Origin of the sequence: Streptomyces iranensis (genome assembly GCF_017874715.1) — a bacterium.
Taxonomy (GTDB): domain Bacteria; phylum Actinomycetota; class Actinomycetes; order Streptomycetales; family Streptomycetaceae; genus Streptomyces; species Streptomyces iranensis.
The window spans coordinates 27,261-53,830 of the sequence record NZ_JAGGLR010000040.1 but is presented as its reverse complement, the minus strand read 5'-3'; the positions used below and the strand labels follow the sequence as shown (position 1 = coordinate 53,830).

At 70.4% G+C, this 26,570-nt stretch carries 25 protein-coding genes and 2 tRNA genes; 15 read left to right on the top strand and 12 right to left on the bottom strand.

Annotated elements, in window-relative coordinates; translation table 11 throughout:
- Positions 1-30: 30 nt before the first annotated feature.
- Both J2Z30_RS46620 and J2Z30_RS46615 read right to left on the bottom strand, forming a co-directional pair.
- The gene (locus J2Z30_RS46620) at positions 31-1,752 is read right to left on the bottom strand and encodes a serine/threonine-protein kinase (RefSeq protein WP_044572568.1); all 1,722 of its coding nucleotides are present in this window, start codon (positions 1,750-1,752) and stop codon (positions 31-33) included.
- A gap of 45 nt (positions 1,753-1,797) precedes the next feature.
- Entirely contained in the window at positions 1,798-2,343 is a 546-nt protein-coding gene (locus J2Z30_RS46615; protein ID WP_044572566.1) for a helix-turn-helix domain-containing protein, read from the bottom strand.
- Positions 2,344-2,461: 118 nt separating this feature from the next.
- Here J2Z30_RS46615 and J2Z30_RS46610 point away from each other — a divergent pair.
- Both J2Z30_RS46610 and J2Z30_RS46605 read left to right on the top strand, forming a co-directional pair.
- Positions 2,462-2,537, top strand: a tRNA-Ala gene (locus tag J2Z30_RS46610).
- A 184-nt stretch (positions 2,538-2,721) separates the two neighbouring features.
- Complete coding sequence (locus tag J2Z30_RS46605; protein ID WP_044572564.1) at positions 2,722-3,873, top strand: response regulator; 1,152 nt, start codon at positions 2,722-2,724, stop codon at positions 3,871-3,873.
- A 102-nt stretch (positions 3,874-3,975) separates the two neighbouring features.
- Here the strand turns inward: J2Z30_RS46605 and J2Z30_RS46600 are convergent, their stop codons facing one another.
- Positions 3,976-4,698 (bottom strand): DUF5324 family protein, encoded by a 723-nt coding sequence (locus J2Z30_RS46600; RefSeq protein ID WP_044572561.1) that lies wholly within the window; start codon positions 4,696-4,698, stop codon positions 3,976-3,978.
- A gap of 296 nt (positions 4,699-4,994) precedes the next feature.
- Here J2Z30_RS46600 and J2Z30_RS46595 point away from each other — a divergent pair, with 296 nt between their 5' ends.
- Positions 4,995-5,528 (top strand): peptidylprolyl isomerase, encoded by a 534-nt coding sequence (locus J2Z30_RS46595; protein WP_044581678.1) that lies wholly within the window; start codon positions 4,995-4,997, stop codon positions 5,526-5,528.
- 111 nt (positions 5,529-5,639) lie between these two features.
- Complete coding sequence (locus tag J2Z30_RS46590) at positions 5,640-6,524, top strand: rhomboid family intramembrane serine protease (protein ID WP_044572558.1); 885 nt, start codon at positions 5,640-5,642, stop codon at positions 6,522-6,524.
- A 318-nt stretch (positions 6,525-6,842) separates the two neighbouring features.
- On the opposite strand, the gene crgA is transcribed toward J2Z30_RS46590, so the two are convergent.
- On the bottom strand, positions 6,843-7,100 hold the full coding sequence (gene crgA / locus J2Z30_RS46585) for a cell division protein CrgA (protein ID WP_044572556.1): 258 nt from the start codon (positions 7,098-7,100) through the stop codon (positions 6,843-6,845).
- 145 nt (positions 7,101-7,245) lie between these two features.
- Here crgA and J2Z30_RS46580 point away from each other — a divergent pair, with 145 nt between their 5' ends.
- The 6 genes from J2Z30_RS46580 (at position 7,246) to J2Z30_RS46555 (ending at position 12,089) form a co-directional block, all read left to right on the top strand.
- The gene (locus J2Z30_RS46580) at positions 7,246-8,016 is read left to right on the top strand and encodes a DUF881 domain-containing protein (RefSeq protein WP_044572554.1); all 771 of its coding nucleotides are present in this window, start codon (positions 7,246-7,248) and stop codon (positions 8,014-8,016) included.
- A gap of 53 nt (positions 8,017-8,069) precedes the next feature.
- Entirely contained in the window at positions 8,070-8,747 is a 678-nt protein-coding gene (locus J2Z30_RS46575) for a class E sortase (RefSeq protein ID WP_044572553.1), read from the top strand.
- An 84-nt stretch (positions 8,748-8,831) separates the two neighbouring features.
- Positions 8,832-9,008, top strand: coding sequence for a hypothetical protein (locus J2Z30_RS46570; protein WP_044572551.1), 177 nt, complete (start codon positions 8,832-8,834; stop codon positions 9,006-9,008).
- On the top strand, positions 9,005-9,655 hold the full coding sequence (locus J2Z30_RS46565; protein ID WP_044572549.1) for an aminodeoxychorismate/anthranilate synthase component II: 651 nt from the start codon (positions 9,005-9,007) through the stop codon (positions 9,653-9,655). Before J2Z30_RS46570 ends, J2Z30_RS46565 begins: the two co-directional genes overlap by 4 nt.
- Positions 9,652-11,298 carry a class E sortase gene (locus J2Z30_RS46560; RefSeq protein WP_044572548.1) on the top strand — a complete coding sequence of 549 codons (1,647 nt, stop codon included), beginning with the start codon at positions 9,652-9,654 and terminating at the stop codon, positions 11,296-11,298. Before J2Z30_RS46565 ends, J2Z30_RS46560 begins: the two co-directional genes overlap by 4 nt.
- Positions 11,295-12,089 carry a class E sortase gene (locus J2Z30_RS46555; protein ID WP_044572546.1) on the top strand — a complete coding sequence of 265 codons (795 nt, stop codon included), beginning with the start codon at positions 11,295-11,297 and terminating at the stop codon, positions 12,087-12,089. Before J2Z30_RS46560 ends, J2Z30_RS46555 begins: the two co-directional genes overlap by 4 nt.
- Before the next feature lie 115 nt (positions 12,090-12,204).
- Here the strand turns inward: J2Z30_RS46555 and pknB are convergent, their stop codons facing one another.
- From pknB to J2Z30_RS46525, 6 genes are all read right to left on the bottom strand, one after another.
- The gene (pknB, locus tag J2Z30_RS46550; RefSeq protein WP_044572543.1) at positions 12,205-14,223 is read right to left on the bottom strand and encodes a Stk1 family PASTA domain-containing Ser/Thr kinase; all 2,019 of its coding nucleotides are present in this window, start codon (positions 14,221-14,223) and stop codon (positions 12,205-12,207) included.
- 165 nt (positions 14,224-14,388) lie between these two features.
- Complete coding sequence (locus tag J2Z30_RS46545; protein ID WP_044572540.1) at positions 14,389-15,861, bottom strand: peptidoglycan D,D-transpeptidase FtsI family protein; 1,473 nt, start codon at positions 15,859-15,861, stop codon at positions 14,389-14,391.
- Positions 15,858-17,270 (bottom strand): FtsW/RodA/SpoVE family cell cycle protein, encoded by a 1,413-nt coding sequence (locus J2Z30_RS46540; RefSeq protein WP_044572539.1) that lies wholly within the window; start codon positions 17,268-17,270, stop codon positions 15,858-15,860. The genes J2Z30_RS46545 and J2Z30_RS46540 overlap by 4 nt, the downstream gene beginning before the upstream one ends.
- 22 nt (positions 17,271-17,292) lie before the next feature.
- A complete protein-coding gene (locus J2Z30_RS46535) occupies positions 17,293-18,888 on the bottom strand; it encodes a PP2C family protein-serine/threonine phosphatase (protein WP_044581677.1) in 1,596 nt (531 codons plus the stop codon).
- Between the two features lie 75 nt (positions 18,889-18,963).
- Positions 18,964-19,494 carry an FHA domain-containing protein FhaB/FipA gene (locus tag J2Z30_RS46530; protein ID WP_044572536.1) on the bottom strand — a complete coding sequence of 177 codons (531 nt, stop codon included), beginning with the start codon at positions 19,492-19,494 and terminating at the stop codon, positions 18,964-18,966.
- A 10-nt stretch (positions 19,495-19,504) separates the two neighbouring features.
- Positions 19,505-20,356, bottom strand: a complete 852-nt coding sequence (locus J2Z30_RS46525; RefSeq protein WP_044572533.1) for an FHA domain-containing protein — start codon at positions 20,354-20,356, stop codon at positions 19,505-19,507.
- A 326-nt stretch (positions 20,357-20,682) separates the two neighbouring features.
- Between J2Z30_RS46525 and J2Z30_RS46520 the strand changes: the two genes are divergently transcribed.
- Positions 20,683-20,769, top strand: a tRNA-Leu gene (locus J2Z30_RS46520).
- 265 nt (positions 20,770-21,034) lie between these two features.
- Here the strand turns inward: J2Z30_RS46520 and J2Z30_RS46515 are convergent.
- Positions 21,035-21,691, bottom strand: coding sequence for an FMN-dependent NADH-azoreductase (locus J2Z30_RS46515; protein ID WP_044572531.1), 657 nt, complete (start codon positions 21,689-21,691; stop codon positions 21,035-21,037).
- A 114-nt stretch (positions 21,692-21,805) separates the two neighbouring features.
- Here J2Z30_RS46515 and J2Z30_RS46510 point away from each other — a divergent pair, with 114 nt between their 5' ends.
- From J2Z30_RS46510 to J2Z30_RS46495, 4 genes are all read left to right on the top strand, one after another.
- A complete protein-coding gene (locus tag J2Z30_RS46510; RefSeq protein ID WP_044572528.1) occupies positions 21,806-22,183 on the top strand; it encodes a winged helix-turn-helix transcriptional regulator in 378 nt (125 codons plus the stop codon).
- Positions 22,184-22,428: 245 nt separating this feature from the next.
- Positions 22,429-23,964 (top strand): DUF2252 domain-containing protein, encoded by a 1,536-nt coding sequence (locus J2Z30_RS46505; RefSeq protein ID WP_078956775.1) that lies wholly within the window; start codon positions 22,429-22,431, stop codon positions 23,962-23,964.
- Positions 23,965-24,060: 96 nt separating this feature from the next.
- On the top strand, positions 24,061-24,885 hold the full coding sequence (locus J2Z30_RS46500; RefSeq protein ID WP_044572527.1) for a hypothetical protein: 825 nt from the start codon (positions 24,061-24,063) through the stop codon (positions 24,883-24,885).
- A gap of 49 nt (positions 24,886-24,934) precedes the next feature.
- Positions 24,935-25,288: a rhodanese-like domain-containing protein gene (locus J2Z30_RS46495; protein ID WP_044572524.1), complete on the top strand. Its 354-nt coding sequence runs from the start codon at positions 24,935-24,937 to the stop codon at positions 25,286-25,288.
- Positions 25,289-25,385: 97 nt separating this feature from the next.
- Here J2Z30_RS46495 and J2Z30_RS46490 read toward each other — a convergent pair whose 3' ends face one another.
- Positions 25,386-26,534: an acyl-CoA dehydrogenase family protein gene (locus tag J2Z30_RS46490; RefSeq protein ID WP_044572521.1), complete on the bottom strand. Its 1,149-nt coding sequence runs from the start codon at positions 26,532-26,534 to the stop codon at positions 25,386-25,388.
- Positions 26,535-26,570 lie beyond the last annotated feature (36 nt).

Sequence of the window (26,570 nt, the reverse complement as noted above, 5' to 3'; positions counted from 1 at the left end):
CCTGCTTCGTCGCTGTGGCCTGGGGCCGTGTCAGCCCGCTGCCACCAGGGCCCATGCGCCGATGGCGAAGCACAGCGCCGCCACGATCAGGATCGAGAGCGTGGCTTTCCGGGACGGTCCGGGGCGCCGCCGTGCCGCTGAGGGAACCCGCGGCCGCTCCGCGGTGTATGGACGAGTAGAAGGAAAGTCACGCGGGGGCGGTGTCGGTGTCGGTGTCGGGGTCGGCGTGGGTGTCGGCGTTGGCGTCGGTGTCGGCGTGTGAGCCGCGTTCGGAGCGGGAGCGGGAGCGGGGGTGGGCGTATGCGGGTGCGGGTGCTGCACCGGCTGTACGGGGTGTGGAGGCTGCTGTTGTGCGTGGTGCGGATGGCGCACGGGCGGCTGTGGGGCCGGTGGGATCGGGGCCGCCGTCGAAGGGGTCGGCGGGGTCAGCGGGTGGGGTATCGACGGCCGCTGGACCGGCGGGGGCGGAGTCGCGGGCTGTGCGCTCGGCGGCGGGGGCATCGGCGTCGGTGGGCCCGCGGGCCGCGGCGGTGGGGTCCGGTGCGGTGGGGTCCGGTTCAGGGGCGTCTGGGCGGGCGGGGGTTCGGGGTGCCGGACTTCGGCGGGCGGAGCACCGGAGGACGGAGTCCCAGGAGACCCGGGGGCCTCGGTATGCGGGGCGCGCGACTGATCGTTGCGGGGGAGCGGGGGTGGGAGGGTGAAGCTTCCGGTGTCGGACATGGACGGCCGTGGGGCGGCCGGCTGCTGGGGAGCGGCGGTGTCGGGGCCGGGGGCTGCCTCGTCGGCGGGGCCCGAGTCGGCAGTGGCCTGGGCCCGGGGTGGCGCCGTGCCGCTGCCCTGGGGTGGGTCGGCCTTCGCGTGGCGGCGGCGCGGCCGGGTGGGGCCGTCGGGGCCGAATCCGGAGGGCAGTGGCCCGAGTTGGTCGAAGACCTCGATGGCATCGTCGTCCAGGTCGGCCTCGGGCAGCAGGTCGACCGCGGTCGCCAGCGCCTTCCGCGCGCCGGTGGCGGTGCGGTAGCGGTTCTCGGGGTCCGGCTGCAGCAGTCCGGCGATCACCTGCCACAGCGGTTCGGGCATCCCGGTGGGGGCGTTCGGCACCCCTTGCTCGAAGAGCTTGACGAGCGCCTCCCCGTCCGGCTTGTGTCCGGTGATCAGATAGAGCGTCACCAGCCCGACGGCGAAGAGGTCGGCCGGGAAGTCGGGGTCGTCGCCCATCATCTGCTCGGGCGCGAAGTAGCCGGGCGTGCCCATCACGTAGTTGGCCTCGGTGAGGCGCGGCTCGCCCTTGGTCAGCGCGATGCCGAAGTCGGACAGCCGGACGTGCGGCCGCCCGGTCCCGGTGGATTCCAGCAGGATGTTCGCGGGTTTGATGTCCCGGTGCACCACGCCCTCGGCGTGCACCGCGGCCAGTCCGGAGAGCAGCTGGTCGATCAGGGTGCACACATAGCGGGGCGGCAGTGGGCCGTAGTCCCCGATCAGATGGGCGAACGAGCCGCCGCCCACCAGGTCCATGGTGAACAGCACCTTGTCGTCGTCGGCCGCCCAGCTGGCCGGTGCCAGCACATGGGGGTGATCGATCCGCAGGGCCTGTTCCCGGACGAAGCGCAGCAGCGTATGGGCGTCACGTTGCTGGAGCACCTTCGCTGCCACGTACCGTCGGCGGCGGTGGTCCCAGACGCGCCATACCGCGCCCACGCCCCCGCGCCCGATCGGGTCCACCAGCTCGTACCGGCCCGCGAAGATCTCACCCATCGCGCCGTGCCCGCCCCGTCATCGACTCGTCAGCAGTTCAGCCCGTCAGCTCTGGTGCGCCTCATAGTGGGCGACCGCCTCGGCGGTCCGCCCGGCGCCGTACACACGGAGAAACTCTGCCAGCTCGGGGTGGGCGGGGGCGAGGGACTCGGCGGCATCGATGATGTCCCCCGCGGCCGCCACGGACCGCAGCAGCGACTGGATCTCGCGCACCACTCGCCGTACGGTCGGGGCCCCCGTGCTCGCCGTGGCCTGGGTGGAGTTGAGGACCGAGCCCCCCGCGGACTTCTTGATCTCCTCCATGCGCTCGGCGGCCTCGGCGGCGCTGACCCTGCCGTCGGCCGCCTGACTGGACAGCTCCTGCAGCGCCTGCACCCGCTGGACCACGGCGGGGTTGCCGATTTTGGCGCGCTGGCCGCTCATGAGCTGCGAGAGCATGGGCGCGGACAAACCGAGGACGGCGGCGAGACGTGCTTGGTTCAGACCGAGATCGTCGATGAGACGGCGGAAGAGCGCCCCCAGCGGCTCCCCGTACCAGCTGCGCTGAAGCTCCCGTGCGCGCGCGGTGGCATCCTGCTGTGTTGCGTCCATCTCGCTCTCCCCTTCGCTTCGCTGCCGCGAATCTTGCGTGGCATCCTACGGAGAGCGCTACGTGCGAGCGATACCCGGTCGGGAATGGTGGTCGGTACCAGGTATCCTGATCGGCGAAGGGGCCTTAGCTCAGTTGGTAGAGCGCCGTCTTTGCATGGCGGATGTCAGGAGTTCGACTCTCCTAGGCTCCACCACCATCACCAGCCAGGACGCCGGAACGGTGTCCTGGCTGATCCGTTTTCGCCCCTGATATCGGTGTTGCCACTCTTGTCATTGCCCGGCGCAACACCCGCGGGATGCTCCAGGGTGTTTTCCATAACTCGGGCAGATCGCCCGGGAGTCGTCTGATCGGCGCGGTGCGCCGTACAGGGGGACACGATGAGTGAGCTGCATCCGCTGGGCGAGAACTTGCCCGAGGAGTGCCGGGTGTTCGCTGTGGAGCTGAGGAAGCTGTTCCTGGGGATCGGGGTCTCGGTGCGCAGATACGCGGTGCGGCGGCACCGGGATCCGAGCACCATCTCGCGGTTCCTGAACGGCACCCGCATCCCGCCGTGGGAGTTCGTCTTCGATCTGTTCACCGATCTCGCCGAGCGGCGGGGCGTCGCCCCCACCCCGGCCGCCATCGAGCTGGTGCGGGAGCTGCACCGGGCCGCGGTCCGCACCAGCCGCTCCCCCGGGCATGCCATGGAGATCCTGCAGATCCAGCTGGCCGACGCCGACCGGGACGCGCGGGTCTCCATGGCGCACCAGGACGTGCTGGGCGAGGCGCTGCTGGACCTCAAGCACCGCATCGCCGATCTCGAGGTGCGGCTGAACCAGGCCGAGGCGGCATGGGCGACAGAGCGTGCTCGGGCGGACGCGCTGGAGCGGGACATCCCGGACCGGGAGGAGCTGATCAAGGAGCGGGATCTGCTCCAGCAGGAGGTGCGGCGGCTCACCGAGGAGCTGGACGAGGTACGGCTGCGGGGGCGGCTGGCGGAGGACCGCTGTCTGGTCCTGGAGCGGCAGCTGGCCATGGTGGAGTCCCAGCGCCCGGCCGCGGTGCCACAGCAGGAGGAGGAGCCCATGGGGCGGGAGGGGCCCGCGGCGCCCCAGCGGGCCATGGGGCCGCGGCCGAAGATCCTCGTGGTGGACGACCAGCAGAACAATCTGCTGGCCATGGAGGCCGTGCTGGCCACGCTCGACCAGGAGCTGGTGACCGCGACCTCCGGGCAGGAGGCCCTCAAGGCGCTGCTCGACCACGACGACTTCGCGGTGATCCTGCTGGATGTGCAGATGCCCGAGATGGACGGCTATGAGACGGCGGCCCACATCAAGCGGCGCCCCCGTAACCGCGACATCCCGATCATCTTCCTCACCGCGATGGGCTCCGACCCCGAGCACTCCTCGCGGGGCTATGCGGCCGGTGCGGTGGACTACATGGCCAAGCCGTTCGACCCCTGGGCGCTGCGGGCCAAGGTCTCGGTCTTCACCGAGATCTTCCTGGAGCGGCGGCAGCGCCGCTCCCAGGGGGAGGACCCGGCGGACTGAGCCGAGCCGTGAGGTCGAGCCGTTGGAAAGACGAGGGGCGGGAGATCGACTGATCTCCCGCCCCTCGTGGAGGGCTTGCGCCGGACGCCGTGAGCGGCGCCGTCAGCGCTCGTCGTCCCTGCGGGCCTCGGCCTCGGCCTGCTTGGCCTGCACCTCGGGGTCGAGGGCGTTCTGGTCGCTGCCGTCCACCGCCGAGAGCCGCTCGCGATCGCCCACCTCGGTCGCCGCCGGGGGCTCGACCAGCCAGTCCGGGTTGGCCTGCTTGTCCCACCACTTCCAAGCGGCGTAGACGCCCGCGCCGACCAGCCCGATGAAGGTCGCCCGCTTGGCGAAGCGGGCGGCGCGGGCCCGGCGGCGGTGCTTCCGGGCGAGCTTCTCGATCTCCGCGGCCGTCACATGGGTGCGCAGCGCCGCGATGGCCGCCGCCGTGCGGACGGTCGCCTCCTCGCGTGCCGGTCCTGCGGCGGCGCGCACCCCGGCCATCGCTTGCTCCACCCGCGGTGCGGTGTACTCGGCGGCATGGCGTGCCGCCTTACGCGTCCGCTTGGCGGCCCGTGTGGCGGCCTGGTCCACCTTCGGCGGCAGAGTGCCGCGGGCCTGGTCGAGCCGTGGCGCGATATGGGCGTGGTACTGGGCACCGGCCGTGCACCGGGCCTGGTGCGCCGCGGTCGAGACCTTCGGCGCCATCCGGACGCGAGCCTCGTGCGCGTAGCGCGTCGCGGTGTCCTTGGCCGTGCCGGCATAGGGCGCCACCGCCTCCGCGGCGTGCAGGACGCTGCCCTTGGCTGTGCCGGTCGCGGCTCGCACGCTGTCAATGCGGGTCACGGGATCCTCCTCCTCGGTGGCGTGGTCAAGCTCCGGGGTTCAGAGTCGTGCGTTCTTGGTGCGCGCTCTATTTGCCCAGTTTCGTGTTTCCATCCCAAGAAAGATCATGCCTGTTTATGGAGATCATGCCCGTTCAATCCATGGCCGGCATGTGTGATCGGGCATCTGGGTCATAGGGAGGATTATCGGGGAAACCGCGCGGATCGGCACGCCCGGCGCCGCCTCAGCGGCTACTCGTCCCCCTTGCGTCCGTGCGAGGATCAGGAGACGTAAGTGAAAACGATGGAAGGTTGATCGTGGCCGAGCAGCTATACGCCACCCTGAAGACGAACAACGGCGACATCGTGGTCCGGCTGCTGCCGAATCACGCGCCCAAGACGGTCAAGAACTTTGTCGAACTGGCCGAAGGCAGTCGCGAGTGGACTCACCCAGCCACCGGCAAGAAGGCCAAGGAGAAGCTCTACGACGGCACCGTCTTCCACCGGGTGATCAGTGGCTTCATGATCCAGGGCGGTGACCCACTGGGCAACGGGACCGGTGGCCCCGGCTATGAGTTCGGCGACGAGTTCCACCCGGACCTGGCCTTCAACAAGCCGTACCTGCTGGCGATGGCCAACGCCGGCCCGGGAACCAACGGCTCGCAGTTCTTCATCACGGTCTCCCCGACCGCGTGGCTGACCGGTAAGCACACCATCTTCGGCGAGGTCGTCGACGAGGGCAGCAAGAAGGTCATCGACGCGATCGCGGGCACCGCGACCAACCCGCGCACCGACCGTCCGCTCCAGGACGTCGTCATCGAGTCGGTCGTGGTGGAGACGCGCGAGGGCTGAACCCGTACGGGGAACTTTCATGCCCCGCTTGTCCGTGTGAACAAGTATCCGTGTGAACAAGCGGGGCGGGGGAACGCCCGATCAGAAGTGGACAAGGGGCGAGGGGACACCATGGAGGACCAGGCGGTCTGTTGCTACCGGCACCCCCAGCGGGAGACCGGCATCAGCTGCACCCGCTGTGAGCGCCCGATCTGCCCCGAGTGCATGATCAGCGCGTCTGTGGGGTTCCAGTGCCCCGAGTGTGTGAGCGGACGGGCGTCCGCCGGGTCCGGGGCCTCGGCCGCCGGTCCCCCGCCGCGCGCATCCCAGCCGCGCACCCTGGCCGGCGGCACGATGGCCTCGGACCCCCGGCTGATCACCAAGATCCTGGTGGCCGTCAACATCGCGGTATGGCTCGCCGCGCTGTCCGTGGGCGACCGGCTGGTGAACGATCTCGACCTGGTCGGCCGGGCCTACGACCCCGGCACGGTGCAGGTCGTCGGCGTCGCCGAGGGCCAGTGGTGGCGGCTGGTGACCTCGGTCTTCCTCCACCAGCAGCTGATGCACATCGCCTTCAACATGCTCTCGCTGTGGTGGATCGGCGGCCCGCTGGAGGCCGCGCTCGGCCGCGTCCGCTTCATCGTGCTCTACATGCTGTCGGGGCTGGGCGGCAGCGCGCTGTCGTATCTCCTGGCCGCGCAGAACCAGCCGTCGCTGGGCGCATCCGGCGCGATCTTCGGCCTGCTCGGCGCCACCGCCGTGCTGATGCGCCGGCTGAACTACGACATGCGCCCGGTCATCGCGCTGCTGGCGCTGAACCTGCTCTTCACCTTCACCTGGTCCGGCATCGCCTGGCAGGCCCATGTCGGCGGCCTGGTCGCGGGCACGGTGGTGGCGTACGGGATGGTGCACGCGCCCCGGGAGAAGCGGGCGCTGGTGCAGCGGGGGACCTGCGTCCTGGTGCTGCTCGCGATCGTCGCGATGGTGTGGATCCGGACGGTGCAGCTCACTGGCTGAAGGCCGCTGGCTGAAGCTCATCGGCTGAGCGGAGCGGCCGACCGATGAGCGGCCGGCCATAGGCCACCTGGGACGAGCTGGACCCGGTCAGTTGTCCACAGCGCGTGGCGGATTTTACGCAACCTGTGGAGAACTTGCGTACGCCCCCCGACTGACCTGCGTTTTCGCAGGAAGGCGGGGGTATGAACGATCGAACAGGTGCCCGTCACCGGTCACACCGGCGTCAACACGGCAGAGGTTATCCACAGATCTTCTGAGTTTTCCCCGGCTGTGGATAACTCTGTGGACAACCTGGGGACGGGCGTGGGGACCGCCGGGTCACTTCCACTGGGTGGAGACGACGAACCCCGCGGCGATGAAGCCGAAGCCGACCACGATGTTCCAGTTGCCCAGCGATTCGACCGGCATGTCCCCCGTGGTCACGTAGAAGATGACGATCCACGCGAGCCCGATCAGGAACATGGCCAGCATCAGCGGTGCCACCCACCGGCGGCCGCTGTTCAGACTGATGCTGGTTGCCTGCTTCGCCGGCGGCGGCGTGAAGTCGTCCTTCTTGCGGATCCGTGACTTCGGCACGAGGAACTCTCCTGTCGATGCGCTGCGTGACCGCGCGGGGATGTGTACGGATGGCGCCGGGGCGGGACAGCGACGGGGACCCCGTCCCTCCCCCACACGTCCGTTAGCGTAGTCCTTCCGCGGCGTCGTAAGGAGTAAGGGTACGTTGAGCAATTCCGCTGACTCCCCCACCCCGGCGTCCCGCCGCCCCCGGTTCCGCCCCGTACGGCTGCTGACCGGAGCGGTCTTCGCACTGGCCGGAGTGATCTTCTGGACCAGTTTCAACACGGCCCAGGGCACCAATCTCCGCAGTGATGAATCGATGCTGCGGCTCTCCGACCTCATCCAGGAGCGCAGCCGTAAGAACGGCACCCTGGACGACAGCACCGCCAAAATACGCTCCGAGGTCGACGCCCTCGCCCGGCGGGACAACGGCAGCACCCGGGCCGAGCGCCGCAAGCTGGCCGAGCTGGAGGAGACCGCCGGCACCAAGAAGCTCACCGGCCGCGGGCTCACCGTCACCCTCACCGACGCCCCGCCGAACGCCACCCCGCAGATCCCCGGCGTCCCGGATCCCCAGCCCAACGATCTCGTCATCCACCAGCAGGATCTCCAGGCCGTGGTCAACGCGCTGTGGCAGGGCGGCGCCGAGGGGATCAAGGTCATGGACCAGCGGCTGATCTCCACCAGCGCGGTGCGCTGCGTCGGCAACACCCTGATCCTCCAGGGCCAGGTCTACTCGCCGCCCTACAAGGTCACCGCCGTGGGTGACCGGGACAAGCTGGGCGCCGCCCTCGCCGCCTCGCCCGCGATCCAGAACTACCGCAGCTATGTCGACGCGTACGGCCTCGGCTGGAAAGTCGACCAGCACGACACGGTGACTCTTCCCGGCTACTCCGGCACAGTGGATCTGCACCAGGCACAGCCCATCGGATAGCACCGGCGGACCGGCGCGCGGCACCGGGTCAGCGGGGCGGACAGTGGGGGCCGATGAGAACGCGGCTGATCGTCAGGACGCTCAGTGAGATCTGCGTCACCGTCGGAGCCCTGATCATCCTTTTGGTGGTCTACGTCCTGTACTGGACCTCCGTACGGGCCGACCGCGCCATGGACGGCGAGATCGACCACCTCCAGGACCGCTGGGCCACCGGCACGGTCAGCGCGGGCGCCGAGCCCTCGTCGCGGCCCCGCCGCTACGAGCCCGGCGCCTCCTTCTCGATCATGTACATCCCGCGGTTCGGCGCCGACTGGGCCAAGCCCGTCCTCGAGGGCACCGCCACCGGCACCCTGAAGAAGGGGCTCGGCCACTACTCCCGCACCGCCCGCCTCGGCGCCCTCGGCAACTTCGCGGTCGCCGGGCACCGCCGGACCTACGGCGACCCCTTCAAGGACTTCCCCGAGCTGCGCCCCGGTGACGCGGTGGTGCTGACCGACGGCACCACCTGGTTCACCTACCGCGTCGACCGGCGGCCCTACCGCACCCTGCCGACCGACACCGGGGTGATCGATCCGGTGCCGCGCGCGTCCGGCTTCCGGCGCCCCGGCCGCTATCTCACGCTGACGACCTGCGAGCCGGAGTGGGGCCACAGCCACCGGCTGATCACCTGGGCACACCTCGACGCCACCCAATCCGTAGCCCAAGGCAAGCCCAAGGCTTTGTACAGCTGACCCTCCGGCCCCACCCCTCGCCCCTTACTCTGGTGCTGCACTCCGGTGCTGCAATCGACTTCGTCATCGGTGAGTAGGGATGGCATGTACGGCTGGATCTGGCGGCATCTGCCGGGTAACGCATGGGTGCGAGCGCTGATTTCGCTCGTGCTCGTGCTGGCGATCGTCTTCGTGCTCTTCCAGTACGTCTTCCCCTGGGCGGAGCCCCTGCTGCCGTTCAACGACGTGACGGTCGACGAGGGAATGGCGGGTCCGCGATGAGCGCGCGCATCCTGGTCGTCGACAACTACGACAGCTTCGTCTTCAACCTCGTCCAGTACCTCTACCAGCTCGGCGCCGAGTGCGAGGTGGTGCGGAACGACGAGGTCTCCCTCGGCCACGCGCAGGACGGCTTCGACGGGGTCCTGCTGTCCCCCGGGCCCGGCACTCCGGAGGAGGCCGGGGTCTGCGTCGACATGGTGCGGCACTGCGCGGGCACCGGCGTACCGGTGTTCGGCGTCTGCCTGGGGATGCAGTCCATGGCCGTCGCGTACGGCGGAGTCGTCGGACGGGCCCCGGAGCTGCTGCACGGCAAGACCTCGCTGGTGACCCATGAGGGAGCCGGCGTCTTCAGCGGGCTGCCCACCCCCTTCACCGCCACCCGCTACCACTCGCTGGCCGTGGAACGGGGGACGGTACCCCCCGAGCTGGAGATCACGGCCTGGACGGAGAGCGGCATCGCCATGGGTCTGCGCCACCGTGAACTGCGGGTCGAGGGCGTCCAGTTCCACCCCGAGTCGGTCCTCACCGAATGGGGCCACCGGATGCTCGCCAACTGGCTGGTGGAGTGTGGGGACACGGATGCCGTGGGGCGGTCCGCGGGGCTCGCCCCGGTGGTCGGGGCGGTCGGCGGTAAGGCCGGCGAGTGACCGGACCGCGCCCCGAGCGCGAGGGCGCCGCCCAGGGCGCCCGGGAGCCCGCCCCGTACGCGCCGTACGGGTCTCATGAGCAGCACGCGGCCCCTGACGCGCATGGCGTCCATGGGGACCCGGACGCGTTCCCGGCAGCGGCTGCGGAGGGCCTGCGGGATCCGCTGACCGACCCGCTGCCGGACTCCGCCCCGGCCGGGCCGACGGGGCGCGCCGTGGGCACCGCGTCGCTCTCCGTGCCGCCGCCCACCGGCCGCAGGCGGCGCGCCCACCCGGCCGCCGCCGCGGGGCAGGAGGAGGCGGCTGAGGCTGCCGGGTCGCCCACGGGGCGTCGCCGCGCTCGTACCGTCCCCTCGGGGTCGGAGGAGGCGGCTGAGGCGGCCGGGCCGCCCACGGGGCGCAGACGCGCCCGTACGGTCCCCTCGGGGTCGGAGGGGGCCACTGAGGCGGCCGGGCCGCCCACCGGGCGCCGCCGCGCCCGTGCGGCCCTCACGGGGCCCTCAGGGGCCGCATACGCCGCTCAGCCGCCCACCCGCAACCCGGGGCCGTCCCCACGCTCCGGCGAGACGTCTTCACGCTCCGACGAGGCGTCCCCGCGGTCCGCCGGGGCGTCCGCACGCGCCCCGGAGGCCGGGGAGACGGCCGTCCTGCCCCCGGTGCCGCCCCGGGGCGACGACGAGACGGTCGCCCTTCGCGCGGTGGAGGCGCCGCCGGCCGACCGGACCATGTTGCTGCGCAAGGTCGAGGCGGACCGGGACGGCGATCCCGATCCCGCGCCCGGCGGCCGGGCCGCCCGCCGTAAGGCCGCCCAGGGGGCCGGGAAGCGCGCCGGAAAGCATGGCTCCCGCGCCCGGCGCGGCACGGCGGAAGCGGACGCCACACGGGCCGCGGAGGGCGCGGGGAGCGCCGGGGACGCCCGGCCCCGCACCCGTATGGAGGCCAGGCGCGCCGCGCGGGCGCGCAAGGACAGCCCCGGGGTGGTGGCCAGCCGGGTGGTCGGCGAGCTGTTCATCACGCTCGGCGTGGTGATGCTGCTCTTCGTCACCTATCAGCTGTGGTGGACGAACATCCTTGCCCATCAGCAGGCCAACGGCGCCGCGAACAGTCTGCAGAAGAAGTGGGACGAGAGCGGCGACGAGCGGGACCCGGGCACCTTCTCCCCCGGACAGGGGTTCGCGATCATCTACATCCCCAAGCTGGATGTGAAGGCCCCGATCGCGGAGGGCATCGACAAGCACAAGGTCCTCGACCGCGGCATGGTCGGCCACTACGGCAAGAGCCCGCTGAAGACCGCCATGCCGTGGGACAAGAAGGGCAACTTCGCGCTCGCCGGGCACCGCAACACCCACGGCGAGCCGTTCCGCTACATCAACCGCCTCAAGCCCGGCGACGAGATCGTTGTCGAGACGCAGAGCCGGTACTACACCTATGAGATGAGCAGCATCCTGCCGCAGACGCCGCCGTCCAACACGGGCGTCATCAAGCCGGTGCCGCCCGGCTCCGGCTTCACCGAACCGGGGCGGTACATCACGCTGACCACCTGCACCCCGGAGTTCACCAGCACCTACCGGATGATCGTCTGGGGCAAGATGGTCGACGAGCGGCCGCGTAGCGAGGGAAAGCCGGACGCGCTGGTCGAATGAACGGGAACAGCGGGAACAGCCGGGTAACCAGAAAAAAGGGGTACGACGCGGTGGCACGGACCGACCACGACGGGCGGCAGGACCGGCACCCCGGCCCGCCCGCAACGCCCAGCCGCCGTCCCGGCCGTGGACGGGTGGCCGCGGCCATCGCCGTCTTCGGCGAGCTGCTGATCACCGCGGGGATCATCCTCGCCCTGTTCGTCGTCTACTCGCTGTGGTGGACCAACGTCCTGGCCGATCGTGAGGCGAAGAAGCAGGGCGACCGGGTGCGCAAGCACTGGGCGCAGCAGGGGCCGGGCAAGCTGGACACCAAGAGCGGCATCGGCTTCCTGCATGTGCCGTCCATGCACAACGGCGAGGTGCTGGTCAAGAAGGGCACCGCAACCGAGACCCTCAACGACGGCGTGGCCGGCTACTACACCAAGCCGGTCAAGTCCGCGATGCCGTGGGCCAAGAAGGGCAACTTCAGCCTGGCCGCGCACCGGGACGGGCACGGCGCGAAGTTCCACAACATCGACAAGGTCCACGAGGGCGACCCGGTGGTCTTCGAGACCCGCGACACCTGGTACGTCTACAAGGTCTACGCGACGCTGCCGGAGACCTCGAAGTACAACGTGGACGTGCTGGACGCGGTCCCGAAGGAGTCGGGCCGGAAGCGGCCGGGCCGCTACATCACGCTCTCGACCTGTACCCCCGTCTACACCTCCCGCCACCGCTACGTCGTGTGGGGCGAGCTGGAGCGCACCGAGAAGGTCGACGCGGACCGCACGCCCCCCGAGGAACTGCGCTAGCGCACGGCCCCCTGGAAGCCCCGGGCACGGAGAAGCCCCCGGCACGGAGAAGCCCCCGGCACCCTGAGAGGGTGCCGGGGGCTTCCCGTGTCACGGTGCCCGGAGGTCGGCCCGGCTAGAAGCCGTTCTGGCCGCCGAAGATGCCTCCGCCGTTGTCACCGCCGCCGTTTCCGCCGTTGCCGCCCTGGCCGGCGACCGTGATGAGGTTTACGGACTGGCCCTTGGGCACCTGGGTGCCCGCGCCGGGCTGGCTGGCCACCACGGAGGCGTTGTCGTCCTGCGGACCGGCGATGTTGCCCACGTTGAGCCCCAGGTCCTGGAGCGCCTTCTTGGCGTCCTTGAGCTTCTGGCCGCCCAGGTTGGGCACCGGCACGTTCTCGCCCTGCGCGGGCTCCTTGGCGACGGTCAGCGTGACCGTCGAACCGGGCAGGACCTCCTGGCCGCCCTTGGGCGTCTGGTCGGTGACCGTGCCGGCCTCGACGTCGCCGCTCTCGACCTCCTGGGTCTGGACCTTGAGGCCCTTGCCCTGGAGCGACTTCGTGGCGTCCTCGACCTTCTGCGTGGTCACGTCCGGGACGACGACCTTCTGCTGGGCCTCGGCGACGGTCAGGGTGATCGTGGCGCCCTTCGCGACCTTCTTGCCGCCCTTCGGGTCCTGGTCGATCACCTTGCCGGCGGTCTGGTCCGACTGCTCGGTCTTCTGATCGACGTTGAAGCCCTTGGCCTCGAGCTGTTGCTTGGCCGACTCGTACTGCACGTTCAGGACGTCGGGAACCTCGACCCTGGCCGCGGGCTTGGGGCCCTTGGACATGGTCAGCTCGACCGTGCCGTACCGCTTGACCTCGTCGCCGCCCTTGGGGGTCTGTTCACAGACGGTGTTCTTGTCGGCGTTCTCGCAGAACTTGGAGCCGACGTTCTTGACCTTGAAGTCGCCGTTCTCCCCTTGGCTCTTGGCGTCCTCGAGCGTCTTGCCGACGAGGTTGGGGACCCGGACCATGTCGTCGTTCTTACCGCCGGCGAACAGTGACTTCCCGATGAAGATCGCACCGACCAGCACCAGTATCCCGGCGATGATCAGCAGGATCGTGGAGAGGTTGCTCTTCTTGCCGGGGCCCCCGCGCCCCCGGCCGCGATCCGGCCGCTCGTCGTAGCCGAAGCCGCCGTCGTCATCGCGCATCGGCGGAAGCATCGAGGTCTGCGCCCCGGCGCCGGAGTTCTGCGGCCGCAGCATCGCGGTCGGCTGGTCGTCGGAGCCGTAGCCGACCGCGCCCAGGGCGGCGGTGGCGGCCACCGGCTGGCCCTCCAGGGCCGCCTCGATGTCGGCGCGCATCTCGTCGGCCGACTGGTAGCGGTAGTCGGGGTCCTTGACCAGCGCCCGCAGGACGATGGCGTCCATCTCCGGGGTGATCTCGGGGTCGTACGTGCTCGGCGGCTGCGGTTCCTCCCGCACGTGCTGATAGGCGACGGCCACCGGGGAGTCGCCCACGAACGGCGGCCTTACGGTCAGCAGCTCGTAGAGCAGACAGCCGGTGGAGTACAGGTCGCTGCGCGCGTCGACGGTCTCGCCCTTGGCCTGCTCGGGGGAGAGGTACTGGGCGGTGCCGATGACGGCGGCCGTCTGCGTCATGGTCATACCGGCATCGCCCATGGCGCGGGCGATGCCGAAGTCCATCACCTTGACCTGGCCGTCCCGCGTGAGCATGACGTTGGCGGGCTTGATGTCCCGGTGGACGATGTTGTTGCGGTGTGAGTACTCGAGGGCCTGGAGGATGCCGGTGGTCATCTCCAGCGAGCGCTCGGGGAGCAGCTTTCTGCCCGAGTGAAGGAGCTCACGCAGCGTGGAACCGTCGACGTACTCCATCACGATGTACGGGATCGAGACGCCGTCGACGTAGTCCTCGCCGGTGTCGTAGACCGCGACGATCGCGGGATGGTTGAGCGAGGCGGCCGACTGGGCCTCTCGGCGGAACCGGGCCTGGAAGGACGGATCGCGAGCGAGGTCCGCCCGGAGCGTCTTCACAGCGACAGTACGGCCGAGGCGGGTGTCGTGCGCGAGGTAGACCTCCGCCATGCCACCGCGGCCGAGCACTGAGCCCAGCTCATACCGGCCGCCGAGGCGACGCGGCTCTTCCATAGCTACTCCAGCCCTCTTCCGTGGTTCCCGGCCGCACCTGTGGGCCGGCGAAGTGCTGCTCGCGCATACCGTACCCGGCACGTCTTACGGGACCCGGCCACAGTGGCTATCTGATACCGGACCGGTACGGCGACGTGCGGGATTGGTATCCGGACGTGATGGGGGTCACTTGTCGCGCTCGGTTTCCAGTACGGCCTGCATCACGCCCTTGGCGATCGGCGCGGCCAGCCTGCCACCGGCGATGTCGCCGCGGAGGGTGTTGGACCCTTCGATGACGACCGCGACCGCGACCGGGGAGCCGTCGTCCCCCTTGGCGTAGGAGATGAACCACGCATAGGGGTTCTTGCTGTTGGCGACGCCGTGCTGTGCGGTGCCGGTCTTGCCACCCACCGTGACGTCCGGGATCTGGGCGCTGGTGCCGGTGCCCTCCTTGACCACGGTCTCCATCATGCTCTGCAGCTTCTGGGCGTTCTCCGAGCTGAGCGGCTGGCTCATCTGCTCCGGGTCGGTCTGCTCGATGGTGTTGAGGTTGGGGGCGCGCAGCGAGTCGACCATGTACGGCTTCATCAGCTTGCCGTCGTTGGCGACCGCGGCGGCGACCATCGCCATCTGGAGCGGGGTGGCCCGGTTGTCGAACTGGCCGATGGCCGACATCGCGTTGCCCGGCCGGTCCATGTCCTCGGGGTAGACGCTGGAGTAGGCGCGGACGGGGGTGTCGATCGTCTCGTTGAAGCCGAACTTCTCCGCCTCCTTCCGCATCTCCTCCTTGCCGAGGTCGTCACCGAGCTTGCCGAAGACCGTGTTGCAGGAGTAGCGGAGCGCCTGCCGCAGCGAGGCGTTCTTGCAGGGGATGTCCCCCTCGTTGGGCAGGGGCTGGGTGGACAGCGGGAGCTTCCAGGGGTCCGGCGAGTTGGTCGGCCCGTCGATGTCGGCGTACTTGCCGTTCTCCAGCGCGGCCGCGGCGGTGACGACCTTGAAGGTCGAGCCGGGCGGGTAGGTCTGACGGAGCGCCCGGTTGAGCATCGGGTCGTCCTTGGCCTTCTTCGGCTGGAGCCCGATCCACGCCTCCTTGTCCTTGGAGGTGGCGCCCGCGATCTTCGACGGGTCGTAGCTCGGGGTGGAGGCGAGGGCGAGGATCTTGCCGGTGCGCGGGTCGAGCGCGGCGACGGCGCCCTTCTTGTCACCGAGGCCCTTGAACGCGGCCTCCTGGGCCTTGCGGTTCAGGGTGGTGATGACGTCGCCGCCCTTCTGCTTCTTGCCAGTGATCATGTCGATCGTCCGGTTGAAGAAGAGGCGGTCGTCGTTGCCCGTAAGGATGCCGTCCTCGATCTTCTCGATCTGGTTGGCGTCGTACGCCTGCGAGGCGTAACCCGTGACCGGCGCCCACATGGGGCCGTCCTTGTAGGTGCGCTTGTACTTGAAGTCGATGCCGTTGGTCTCGGCGGATCCGGTGATCGGCTGGCCGTCGACGATGATGTTGCCGCGCGGCTGGCTGTAACGGGCGATCAGAACCCGGTGGTTTCCGTCGCGGTTCTTCAGCTCGTCGGCCTGGACGTACTGGATCCAGTTGTCCCGCACCAGCAGGGCGAGGACGAGGAGTCCGCAGAAGATCGCGATTCGGCGCAGGGGCTTGTTCACGGTCGGACCACCTGGGTCATCTCGGCGTCAGTGGTGGGGGCGGGCGCCGGCGCCGGGCGGCGCGCGGTGTCGCTGACCTTGATCAGAATGGCGACGAGTGCCCAGTTGGCGATGACGGACGAACCACCCTGCGCGATGAACGGCATGGTCATACCGGTCAGCGGGATGAGGCCCATCACACCGCCCGCGACGACGAAGACCTGGATGGCGAAGGCCGCGGACAGGCCGATGGCCAGCAGCTTGCCGAAGGGGTCACGGGCGGCGAGGGCGGTGCGCACACCGCGCTCCACGATCAGGCCGTACAGCAGCAGGAGCCCCATCGTGCCCGCGAGCCCGAGCTCCTCGCCGACGGTGGCCAGGATGAAGTCGGAGTTGGCGGCGAAGCCGATGAGGTCGGAGTTGCCCTGGCCGAGGCCGGTGCCGAAGACGCCGCCGGAGCCGAAGGCCATCAGCGCCTGGGCGATCTGGTCACTGCCTCCGTTCTTGGCCACCTCGAAGGGCTGGAGCCAGGCGTCCACACGCGACTGGACGTGCGGCTCGAAGGTGGCGACGCCGACCGCGCCGGCCGCGGACATCAGCAGACCGAAGACGATCCAGCTGGTCCGCTCGGTGGCGACGTACAGCATCACGACGAAGAGGCCGAAGAACAGCAGCGAGGTGCCCAGGTCGGTCTCGAACACCAGGATGAGGATGCTCATCCCCCAGACCACCAGGATCGGGCCGAGGTCGCGGCCGCGCGGCAGGTACAGCCCCATGAAGCGGCGGCTGGCCAGGGCGAGCGCGTCCCGCTTGACCATCAGATAGCCGGAGAAGAACACGGCGATGATGATCTTGGCGAACTCACCGGGCTGGATCGAGAAGCTGCCCAGGGTGATCCAGATGCGGGCGCCGAAACGCGCCGGGAAGAACATCGGAAGGATCAGCAGGATCAGCGCCACCACCATGGAGATGTAGGTGTAGCGCTGGAGGATGCGGTGGTCCTTGAGCAGGATCAGGACGCCGACGAAGAGGGCGACGCCCAGTGCCGAGTAGATCAGCTGGTTGGGGGCCGAGGGTGCGAAGGCCATGCCCGCGTCCTTCGCCCGCTGGGCCAGCCGCCGGGACTGGTCCAGCCGCCAGATCAGCACCAGACCCAGCCCGTTGAGGAGCGTGGCGATCGGCAGCAGCAGCGGGTCCGCGTACGGCGCGAACTTCCGGACCACCAGATGGCCGACGGCGGCCAGCAGACCGAGCCCGAGGCCGTAGCTGAGCATGCCGGAGGGCATCTCGTCGCTGAGCGCCAGGCCCGCGTTGGCGTAGGCGAAGACCGGAATGATCACCGCGAAGACGAGCATGGCCAGCTCGGTGTTCCGCCTGCTCGGCGGCCCGGCCGTACTGATCGTCGTCGTGTTGGTCGTACTACTGCTCATGGGTGGACGGCCCCTTACGGCTTCACTGCTGGGTGCTGCTGCACTGCGGGACCAACTTCTTCTCCTCCTCCGAGAGGGTGGGGCCGGGCTTCGGAGTGGGAGACGTCGTCGGCGTGGGCTTGGTGGTGGCCTTGGCGGCTTGCGCCCCGAGCTGGTTCTCGTTCTTCTGGTCCCCGGGCTTGCCGCTGCTGCTCCCGGACGGGTCGGCGCTGCTGGATCCACCGCCGCTGGGCGACTTGTCGCCCTTGCCCTTGTCGCCGCCGGTGAGGTCCTTCTGGCTCTCCTCGGCCTTCTCCTGGGCATCGGCCTTCTTGCAGGCGCCGGCGAGGGTGGCGAGGTCCTTGGTCTTGTCCTGGGCCTGGCCCAGTCCGCTGACCGTGATGGTGTCCTCCACACGGTCGCGCTGGTCGGCCGGGAGGTACTTGAGTTCGATCTCGGGGTGGTCCTCATGGACCTTGTTGAGCTTGATCCAGGCCAGATCCTGGCTGATGCCCTGGTAGATCGCGACATGGCCGCCGTTGGAGCTCACGTAGTACTGCGTCTGGGTCCAGCGATAGCCGCCGTAGAGGCCGCCACCGATCACGGCGAGGCCGAGCACGATGAAGAGCGACCGCTTGGCCCATGTCTTGCGGCCGCCCTTCTTGGTGAGGTTGCCGTCGGCGTAGTCGCCGTAACTGCCCTGCGGCATACCGCCGATGGCCGGATCGCCGCTGCCGGGCGGTCCGAAGCCGCCGTGCGCGTCGCCCTGCTGCGGCGGTACGGACCGGCCGAGCTCGGCGGCCCGGCCCGCGGGGGTGTGCGCGGCGCCGCCGTCCCCGAGCGGGATCTGGTTCTCGGCGACCGCGCCCACGATCACGGGGGTGTCGTTGAGCTGGGCGGCGAGGGTGTCGGCGCCGTCGACGTCCAGGACGTCGGCGACGATGCAGGTGATGTTGTCGGGGCCGCCGCCGCGCAGCGCGAGCTGGATCAGGTCCTGCACGGTCTCGTGCGGGCCCTGGTAGTTGGCGAGGGTGTCCTCGAGGGTCTGGTGGCTCACGACGCCGGACAGGCCGTCGGAGCAGATCAGATAGCGGTCACCGGCCCGGACCTCGCGGATGGACAGATCGGGCTCGACGTGGTCGCCGCTGCCCAGCGCGCGCATCAGCAGGGAGCGCTGCGGGTGGGTGCCCGCCTCCTCCTCGGTGATCCGGCCCTCGTCGACCAGGCGCTGCACCCAGGTGTGGTCCTGGGTGATCTGGGTGAGCACCCCGTCGCGCAGCAGATACGCGCGAGAGTCGCCGACATGCACCAGACCGAGCCGCTGGCCGGTCCACAGCAGGGCGGTGAGCGTGGTGCCCATGCCCTCCAGCTGCGGGTCCTCCTCGACCATGACGCGCAGCTGATCATTGGCCCGCTGCACGGCAGTGCCGAGGGACGTCAGGATGTCCGAGCCCGGGACGTCGTCGTCGAGCTGGACGAGGGTGGAGATCACCTCGGAGCTGGCGACCTCGCCGGCGGCCTGGCCACCCATGCCGTCGGCGATCGCGAGCAGCCGGGGACCGGCATAGCCGGAGTCCTCGTTGCCCTCCCGGATCATGCCCTTGTGCGATCCGGCCGCGAAACGCAGTGACAGACTCATGCGCACCTCGCCCGTCGGCTCCGGGTACAGCCCCTTGCCAACCACGCTGCCCACCCTCCGGTCGTCATGGTCCTACTACTTCCGCAGCTCGATGACGGTCTTGCCGATACGGATCGGCGCACCCAGCGGAATCGGTGTCGGTGTGGTGAGCCGGGTCCGGTCGAGATAGGTGCCGTTGGTGGACCCGAGATCCTCGACGATCCACTGGCCGTCACGGTCCGGGTAGATCCTGGCATGCCGGCTGGAGGCGTAGTCGTCGTCCAGCACGATTGTTGAATCGTGCGCACGGCCGAGGGTGATGGTCTGTCCCTGCAGGGCGACCGTGGTCCCGGTGAGCGTGCCCTCGGAGACCACCAGCTTGGTGGGGGCACCGCGGCGGCCGCGGCCCCCGGACTGCTGGCGCTGCGGCGGCGGCGCGCTCTGCTGCCGCTGCTGCTGCTGTTGCTGCGCTTGCGGCCGGTCGGGGGCGCCGCGCCGCGCCGAACCGCGCTGGGTCACGCGGGTCCCGAACAGGTCGCTGCGGATGACCTGGACGGCCACGATGACGAACAGCCACAGTACGGCGAGGAAACCCAACCGCATGACCGTGAGGGTCAGCTCTGACATTGCCCCCGCTTCACCCTTCGGCTTGCCGGTAAACGATGGTGGTGCTGCCCACGACGATCCGCGAGCCGTCGCGGAGCGTAGCGCGCGTGGTGTGCTGTCCGTCCACCACGATGCCGTTCGTCGACCCGAGATCCTGGACGGTCGGTGGGGTTCCGACCCGGATCTCGCAGTGTCTGCGGGAGACACCGGGATCGTCGATCCGCACGTCAGCGTCGGTGGAGCGGCCCAGGACGAGCGTGGGCCGGGAGATCTGGTGGCGGGTGCCGTTGATCTCGATCCAGCGGCGGGTCTGACCCTGCGGCTGGGCTCCGCCCCCGGCCGCCGCTCCGCCGCCGCGGGGCGCCGGACGGGCGCCGGGGGGCGCGGACGGCATCGGCGGGGCACCGGCGGGCTGGGCGGGGTAGCCGTAACCGCCGGGGCGCTGCTGCGGGGCCGCTCCGGCTCCGGCACCGGCGCGGCCCGGCGCCTGCTCCGGGCTCTGGGACTCGCTGGAGGCCAGGGTCCGGCTGCGCACCCGGTACAGGCCGGTGTCGAGGTCCTCGGCCTTCTGCAGATGCACCTTGATGGCGCCCATGAAGGTGTATCGCTGCTGCTTGGCGTAGTCGCGGACCATACCGGCCAGCTCGTCGCCGAGCTGCCCGGAATACGGGCTGAGCCGCTCGTAGTCGGGCGCGCTCAGCTCGACGATGAAGTCGTTGGGGACGACCGTCCGGTCGCGGTTCCAGATCGTGGCGTTGTTGTCGCACTCGCGCTGGAGCGCGCCGGCGATCTCCACCGGCTGGACCTCGGACTTGAACACCTTGGCGAAGGTGCCGTTCACGAGGCCCTCGAGACGCTGCTCGAAGCGTTTCAGTACTCCCACCGGGCACCTCCTTCCTCAGTCGTGCTCTGGGTCGTCCTGGTACTGCTTACTGATCGTATCCACGCGTAGGGAAATCGGGTGGTTCCCCTTCCTGGCCCTGTGGAGCAGTGTCACCTCTCACAGGGATCGTAGAGGTGCCCTGACGACAGTGTCCCGCAACCGTGACGCTCTACGGACGGGTGGGGGCGGGGGCCTCGGTAACGGGTGTGATTGCACCCCGAGGGGCGTGCTAATGTTCTGGATGTCGAAAGGCGCTCCACACGAACCGGATGGATCAAGAAGATCGGGCCGGGGAGCGGGGAGAGTGGCCGGACGGCAGCACCCATGCGCGGGTGGCGGAATAGGCAGACGCGCTGGATTCAGGTTCCAGTGCCCGAAAGGGCGTGGGGGTTCAACTCCCCCCTCGCGCACCAGTCGGAGCGGGTCTCTCCGGAGTGACGAAAGTCGCTCGGAGGGGCCCGCTTCGCGTTTGTGGCGGCTTCGCGCGTGCGGGGCGGCTTCGCGTTCGCGGCGGGGGCCTCCGGGGTCTCCCGGACGGCCTCCCGGGTGTCCGAGCGGCAGGGCCTCCCGGGCAAGTGGCAGGGGCCTCCCGGGAAGAGGAGGCCCCTGCGGTCTGATGTCCGGTGGGACCGGATGTCCGGTGGGACCGGATCAGGCGGGTCGGGCTGATCGGCCGGATCAGGCGGCGGCGAAGCGCGTGGCGAGCTCCTTGGCCTTGGCCGCGACGTCCTCGTGGGCCTTCGCCTTGGAGGCGTCCGAGAGCTCGACCAGGTCGGCCATGGCCGGATTGCTGCGGGCCAACGTGAGTTCCGGCACAACGAAGGTGACATCGAGGCCGAGGCCGTCGCCCAGGGCCTTCCCGAGGTAGTTCGTCACGAACTCGAAGCTCTCCCGCGGGGTACCCGGGCCGTAACCGCCGCCACGGCTGGCGACGACGATCGTCGGGGTGCCCGAGGTGGTGGTCTGCTCGGCGCCCGCGGTGCGGCCCATGATGATCACGTGGTCCAGCCACGCCTTGAGGGTGGAGGGAATCGTGAAGTTGTACATGGGGGCGCCGATCAGGACCACATCGGCCTGCTCGAGCTCGCCCGCAAGGGTCTCCCGCAGGGCGAAGGCGGTGTGCTGCTCGGGGGAGCGCTGGTCGGGAGCGGCGAAACCGGCGGCGGCCGCGAGGCCGTCCAGGTGCGGCAGCGGCTCGGCGGCCAGGTCGCGATAGATCACCGTGCCGTTCGGGTGCTGGGCTTCCCATTCCTTGCGGAAGGTGGCCGTGACCGAGCGGGAAGCGGAGGCTTCGCCGGGGAAGACGGAGGTGTCGAGGTGCAGAAGAGTCGGCATGGATGCCTCCAATGACAAGGCTCGGGAAGGAGCCAGTAATACCTACGTACCTACAGAAGGCACAGTAGCTTACTTTTTCGTAGTCCCGAACCAGAACGCAGTAGTCTGTATTCCATGGCGAAGGATCGTGGGGACCACAACGAGCAGGCCTGCAAGCAGGTCGACGGCGAGATGACGCGGTTCTTCGAGCTGTTCGGCAAGCGATGGACGGGGTTGATCGTGGCCGTGCTGACGGAGCAGGGGGCGTACTTCGCCGACCTGCGGCGGGCCATTCCAGGGATCAGCGAACGGATGCTGTCGGACCGGCTCACCGAGCTCACCACGGCGGGCCTGGTGGTGCGGGAGGTCGACGCCGGGCCGCCGCTGCGGGTGGCCTACCGGCTGACGGACGCGGGGAACGCGCTGGAGCCCGCGCTGAAGGAGCTGTCGCGGTGGGCGGAGAACCACCTGCCCTCGGGCGGCGAGGACTGCCCGGAGCAGTTCCGGGGCTGAGCCGGATCACGTTCTGAATCGGGCCCGGATTCTGACCGGGCGTTCGCTTCCGGTCTGGGCCGGCTTCCGGTCTGGGCCCGGCCTGCGGTCTGGGGCCCGCCTTCCGGTCTGGGGCCCGCCTTCTGATCTGGGGTTTCGCCATGATCGTCAAGGTTTTCCACAGGCTCTGACGGGGTGGGGCGACAGGGGGTACGGTCGGCTCAGTCGATTCAGTCGATGTCGTGTGCGAGAAGGGCGGGGGCGCGATGACGGACGACCGGAGCGTTGAGGGCGACGGAAGCGGCGAGGGCGGCCGAGCCGGAGCGAGCGGCCGGGGTGACGGCGGCGGCGAGCGGGGGCCGAGCGGCGGGGGTGGAGCGGGCGGGGCGGCCCGGCGGCTGCCGTCGGTTCCGGGCTTCGCCGTGTGGCACGGTGAGGGCCCCTCTCCCCGGCAGCAGGGCAAGGCGCTGCGCAAGAGCGTGCCGCGCTCGGCGCATGCCGAGCCGCCGAGGGGCACCGGGCGGCCGGATCCGGTGGCGGCGGTCGAGCGGTCCAACGCCGGGCGGCTGCCGGAGCTCACCCCGATCCGGGTCGGGCGGATGGCCGCGAACCCCTTCTCCTTTCTGCGCGGGGCCGCCGGGCTGATGGCGCACGACCTCACGACCACGCCGGTGACGGGTATCGGGGCCCAGCTGTGTGGCGATGCCCATGCCGCCAACTTCGGGATCTACGGGGATGCGCGCGGTGGCTTGACCATCGACCTCAATGACTTCGACGAGACCGTCCACGGTCCGTGGGAGTGGGATGTGAAACGGCTCGCGGTCTCGCTGGTGCTGGCCGGCCGGGAGGCGGGCGCCGACGAGGACACCTGCCGGGCGGCCGCCCGGGACGCGGTGGGCGCCTATCGGCGCACGGTGCGGCTGCTGGCCAAGCTCCCGTCGACGGAGGCGTGGAACGCGATCGCGGACGAGGAGCTGGTCTCCCACACGGACGCCAAGGACCTGGTGGGCACGCTGGAGCGGATCTCCGAGAAGGCCCGGCGGAACACCAGCGCGCGGTACGCCGCCCGGTCCACCGAGCCCGTGCCGGGCGAGGAGGGGTCATCCGGCCGGCCGGAGGCCAGGCGCTTCGTGGACGCGCCGCCGGTGCTGCGGAGGGTGCCGGACGAGGAGGCGGCGGCGGTGGCCTCGTCGCTCGCCGGGTATCTGGGCACGCTGCCGGAGGACCGGCTGCCGCTGCTCTCGCGGTACGAGGTGCACGATGTGGCGTTCCGGGTCGTCGGCACGGGCAGTGTGGGCACCCGCTCCTATGTGGTGCTGCTGCTCGACCACCGGGGCGAGCCGCTGGTGCTCCAGGTGAAGGAGGCGCGCCCCTCCGCGCTGCTGCCGCATCTGGCGAAGGCCGGCTTCGAGGTGCCGGATGTCACACACGAGGGGCGGCGGGTGGTGCTCGGCCAGAAGCGGATGCAGGTGGTCAGCGACATCCTGCTGGGGTGGACCACGGTGCGGGGGCGGCATTACCAGGTGCGGCAGTTCCGCAATCGCAAGGGAAGCGTGGACCCGGCGGCCCTGGCCGCGGACCAGATGGACGACTACGGGCGGATGACCGGTGCCCTGCTGGCTCGGGCGCACTCCCACAGCGCGGACCCCCGGATGCTGGCCGGTTACTGCGGCAAGGGGGAGGAGCTGGACGAGGCGGTGGCCGCCTTCGCGGTGGCATACGCGGATCGCACGGAAGCGGATCACTCCGCACTGGTCATGGCGGTGCGCAATGGACGGATAGCGGCCGAGATGGGGGTGTGAGGCGCGGGTGGGGGTGTGACCTCCGTCGCCGATCAGCGCCGGACGTAGTCTGAGCGGGTGACGAATCCGGAAGCGCAGCAGCAGGCACGGCAGTCGATGTCGGACGCGGAGCCCCAGGCGGAGTCGCACGACCGGTCGCAGGAGGAGACTCAGGCCGCCGAGCGGCTGGAGCGGGCGGTGCGCGCGGCCGAGCAGGCGCTGATCGAGTTCGAGATAGCGGTGGAGACCTTCCGGGTGGAGGTGGAGAACTTCTCCCGGTTGCACCACCAGCGGCTCGGGCCGATGTACTCGCGCCTCGACGAGTTGGACGCGCTGATCGCCGAGGCGCTCGCGGCCCGTACCGGCGATCCGGAGGACCTCCGCAAGGCCCGTGAGGCCCGGGGGCTGGTGCAGCCGATGCCGGGCGTGGAGGAGCTGTTCCACGGCTGGATGGACTCGGAGGGGCTCTCGCCGGAGGCGGCGGCGATGCTCACCGAGCGGCCCGTGCAGCCGCCGCCGCGGGTACGGCCGAGCGAGGAGGCCCGCCGGATCTACCGGGAGCTGGCCCGTAAGGCCCATCCGGATCTGGCCGAGGAGGAGGCCGAGCGGGAGCGGCGCGGTGCCTTCATCGTGCGGGTCAACGCGGCGTACGCGGCCGGGGACGAGGAGGCGCTGCGGGCGCTGGCCGAGGAGTGGGAGGCCGGTCCGCCGCCGCCGGAGCGGCGGGCGAGCCGCAGCGAGGAGCTGTACGCCCGGCTGGAGTGGCTGGCCGAGCGCAAGGAGATGCTGGCCGCGGTCGCCGCGGAGCTGGAGTCGAGCGCGATCGGTGCGATGATCAAGATGGCGCCCGAGGACCCCGATGCGCTGCTGGACGAGATCGCCGAGCAGCTGTTGGCCCAGGCCTCGGAGAAGGAGGCCCGGCTCGCGGAGCTGGCGCGGTAGCGGTAGTAGGTTTGCCGCAGCTGCCGATGTCGTGTGAGAGGTGTGTTCGATGCATTTTGCCCAGCTTCCTCAGGTGGAGGCGGCGGCGGTACCGGCCGATGGCCTTCTGCTGGACGTCCGGGAGGACGACGAGTGGGCGGCCGGGCATGTCGAGGGCGCGCTGCACATCCCGATGGGCCAGGTCGTGGCGCGGTTCGACGAGCTGACCGCGGCGGCCGGCGAGGAACACCGGGTGCATGTGATGTGCCGGGTCGGCGGCCGCTCCGCGCAGGTGACGCAGTATCTGGTCGCGCAGGGGCTGGACGCGGTGAATGTGGACGGCGGGATGCTCGCCTGGGACGCGGCGGGCCGTCCGATGGTGAGCGGCCCCGACGGCACCGCCGAAGGGGCCTTTGTGCTCTAGAAGATTCCCTACTGATCTTCCCCGCTGATCTTTCCCTGCTGATCGGCGGGGCGCGCCGCTCGGCCGAGGGCTGGGCGGCCGGCCGAGCGGCGGGCGATCAGCCGAGGGGGTGGGCGGCGAGGAGTTCGCCCAGTGCCTCCTCATGGGCGGCGGCGGACCCCAGCGAGAGCTCCAGCTGCTTGCCCCAGGCGTGATAGCGGTGCAGGGGGTAGTCGGTGACCGCGCCGAAGCCGCCGTGCAGATGCTGGGCGGTCTGGACGACGCGGCGCACGCCCTCGGCGGCCCAGATCTTGGCCACGGCGACGTCCCCCGTGATGGGCAGCGGCCCGCTCACCGTGGGCCGCTCCTCGTCCAGGGACAGCCGCCAGGCCGCCTGCCACAGTGTGGCCTCCATGGCCCGCAGATCGATATAGCGGTCGGCGGTCTGCACGGCGACCGCCTGGAAGGTGGCGAGCGGGAAGCCGAACTGCTCGCGCTTGCTCACATACGAGCTGGTGAGGTCCAGCACCGCCGAGCCGATGCCCAGGGCGAGGGCGCAGGTGCCGGTGGTGAGGAGATCGCGCAGCCACTCCCAGGCGCCGTCCGCGGTCAGCACTTCGCGGTCGGCGAGCCGCACCCCGTCCAGCCGGACCTCGGCCTGTCGCTCACCGCTGGTGGAGATCTGCTCCTCGAGGGCGACGCCCTCATGGTCGCGGGGGACCAGGGCGAGGACCGTACCGCCCTCACCGGTGTGGGCCGGGATCAGCACGCGATCGGCGCCATGGGCCCAGGGGACCGCGGTCTGGGCGCCGTCCAGCACCCAGCCCTCGCCGTTCCGCCGTGCCTGGACGGCGAGTTCGGCCGGGCCATGGCCGGTGCGGCCGCTGGAGGCCGCGGTGAGGACCAGCTCGCCGCGGGCGGCCCGGGGCAGCACATCGGCACACAGCTCGTCCCCGCCGTAGCGCTGCACGGCCAGTGCGGCGGCGCTGGACTCCAGCAGCGGCACCCGGGCCAGCACCCGGCCGCATTCCCGCAGCACCAGGCAGAGGGCGAGCGGGTCCAGCCCCGAGCCGCCGTGCCGGGGGTCGAGGGTCAGGCCCAGCAGATCGCCCTCGGCGAGCTTCCGCCACAGCGTGCGGTCTAGGTCGTCGGCGACGGCGCCCGCGGTCAGCGCGGGGCTGGGCACGCTGTCCGGCGTGACGGAGGAGAGGACGGCCTTCGCCGCCTCGACGGCCGCCTGCTGCTCCTCGGTGAAGGTGAAGTCCACTGTCCGTACCTCCCGCGCCGCGGCTATGTCTGACGG

What these genes read in the sequence shown, in the direction of transcription:
- J2Z30_RS46620 (WP_044572568.1), bottom strand. Translation starts at nt 1,752, where the DNA reads ATGGGTGAGATCTTCGCGGGCCGGTACGAGCTGGTGGACCCGATCGGG.
- J2Z30_RS46615 (WP_044572566.1), bottom strand. Translation starts at nt 2,343, where the DNA reads ATGGACGCAACACAGCAGGATGCCACCGCGCGCGCACGGGAGCTTCAG.
- J2Z30_RS46605 (WP_044572564.1), top strand. Translation starts at nt 2,722, where the DNA reads ATGAGTGAGCTGCATCCGCTGGGCGAGAACTTGCCCGAGGAGTGCCGG.
- J2Z30_RS46590 (WP_044572558.1), top strand. Translation starts at nt 5,640, where the DNA reads ATGGAGGACCAGGCGGTCTGTTGCTACCGGCACCCCCAGCGGGAGACC.
- J2Z30_RS46575 (WP_044572553.1), top strand. Translation starts at nt 8,070, where the DNA reads ATGAGAACGCGGCTGATCGTCAGGACGCTCAGTGAGATCTGCGTCACC.
- J2Z30_RS46570 (WP_044572551.1), top strand. Translation starts at nt 8,832, where the DNA reads ATGTACGGCTGGATCTGGCGGCATCTGCCGGGTAACGCATGGGTGCGA.
- J2Z30_RS46565 (WP_044572549.1), top strand. Translation starts at nt 9,005, where the DNA reads ATGAGCGCGCGCATCCTGGTCGTCGACAACTACGACAGCTTCGTCTTC.
- J2Z30_RS46555 (WP_044572546.1), top strand. Translation starts at nt 11,295, where the DNA reads ATGAACGGGAACAGCGGGAACAGCCGGGTAACCAGAAAAAAGGGGTAC.
- pknB (WP_044572543.1), bottom strand. Translation starts at nt 14,223, where the DNA reads ATGGAAGAGCCGCGTCGCCTCGGCGGCCGGTATGAGCTGGGCTCAGTG.
- J2Z30_RS46540 (WP_044572539.1), bottom strand. Translation starts at nt 17,270, where the DNA reads ATGAGCAGTAGTACGACCAACACGACGACGATCAGTACGGCCGGGCCG.
- J2Z30_RS46535 (WP_044581677.1), bottom strand. Translation starts at nt 18,888, where the DNA reads ATGAGTCTGTCACTGCGTTTCGCGGCCGGATCGCACAAGGGCATGATC.
- J2Z30_RS46530 (WP_044572536.1), bottom strand. Translation starts at nt 19,494, where the DNA reads ATGTCAGAGCTGACCCTCACGGTCATGCGGTTGGGTTTCCTCGCCGTA.
- J2Z30_RS46515 (WP_044572531.1), bottom strand. Translation starts at nt 21,691, where the DNA reads ATGCCGACTCTTCTGCACCTCGACACCTCCGTCTTCCCCGGCGAAGCC.
- J2Z30_RS46510 (WP_044572528.1), top strand. Translation starts at nt 21,806, where the DNA reads ATGGCGAAGGATCGTGGGGACCACAACGAGCAGGCCTGCAAGCAGGTC.
- J2Z30_RS46505 (WP_078956775.1), top strand. Translation starts at nt 22,429, where the DNA reads ATGACGGACGACCGGAGCGTTGAGGGCGACGGAAGCGGCGAGGGCGGC.
- J2Z30_RS46500 (WP_044572527.1), top strand. Translation starts at nt 24,061, where the DNA reads ATGTCGGACGCGGAGCCCCAGGCGGAGTCGCACGACCGGTCGCAGGAG.
- J2Z30_RS46495 (WP_044572524.1), top strand. Translation starts at nt 24,935, where the DNA reads ATGCATTTTGCCCAGCTTCCTCAGGTGGAGGCGGCGGCGGTACCGGCC.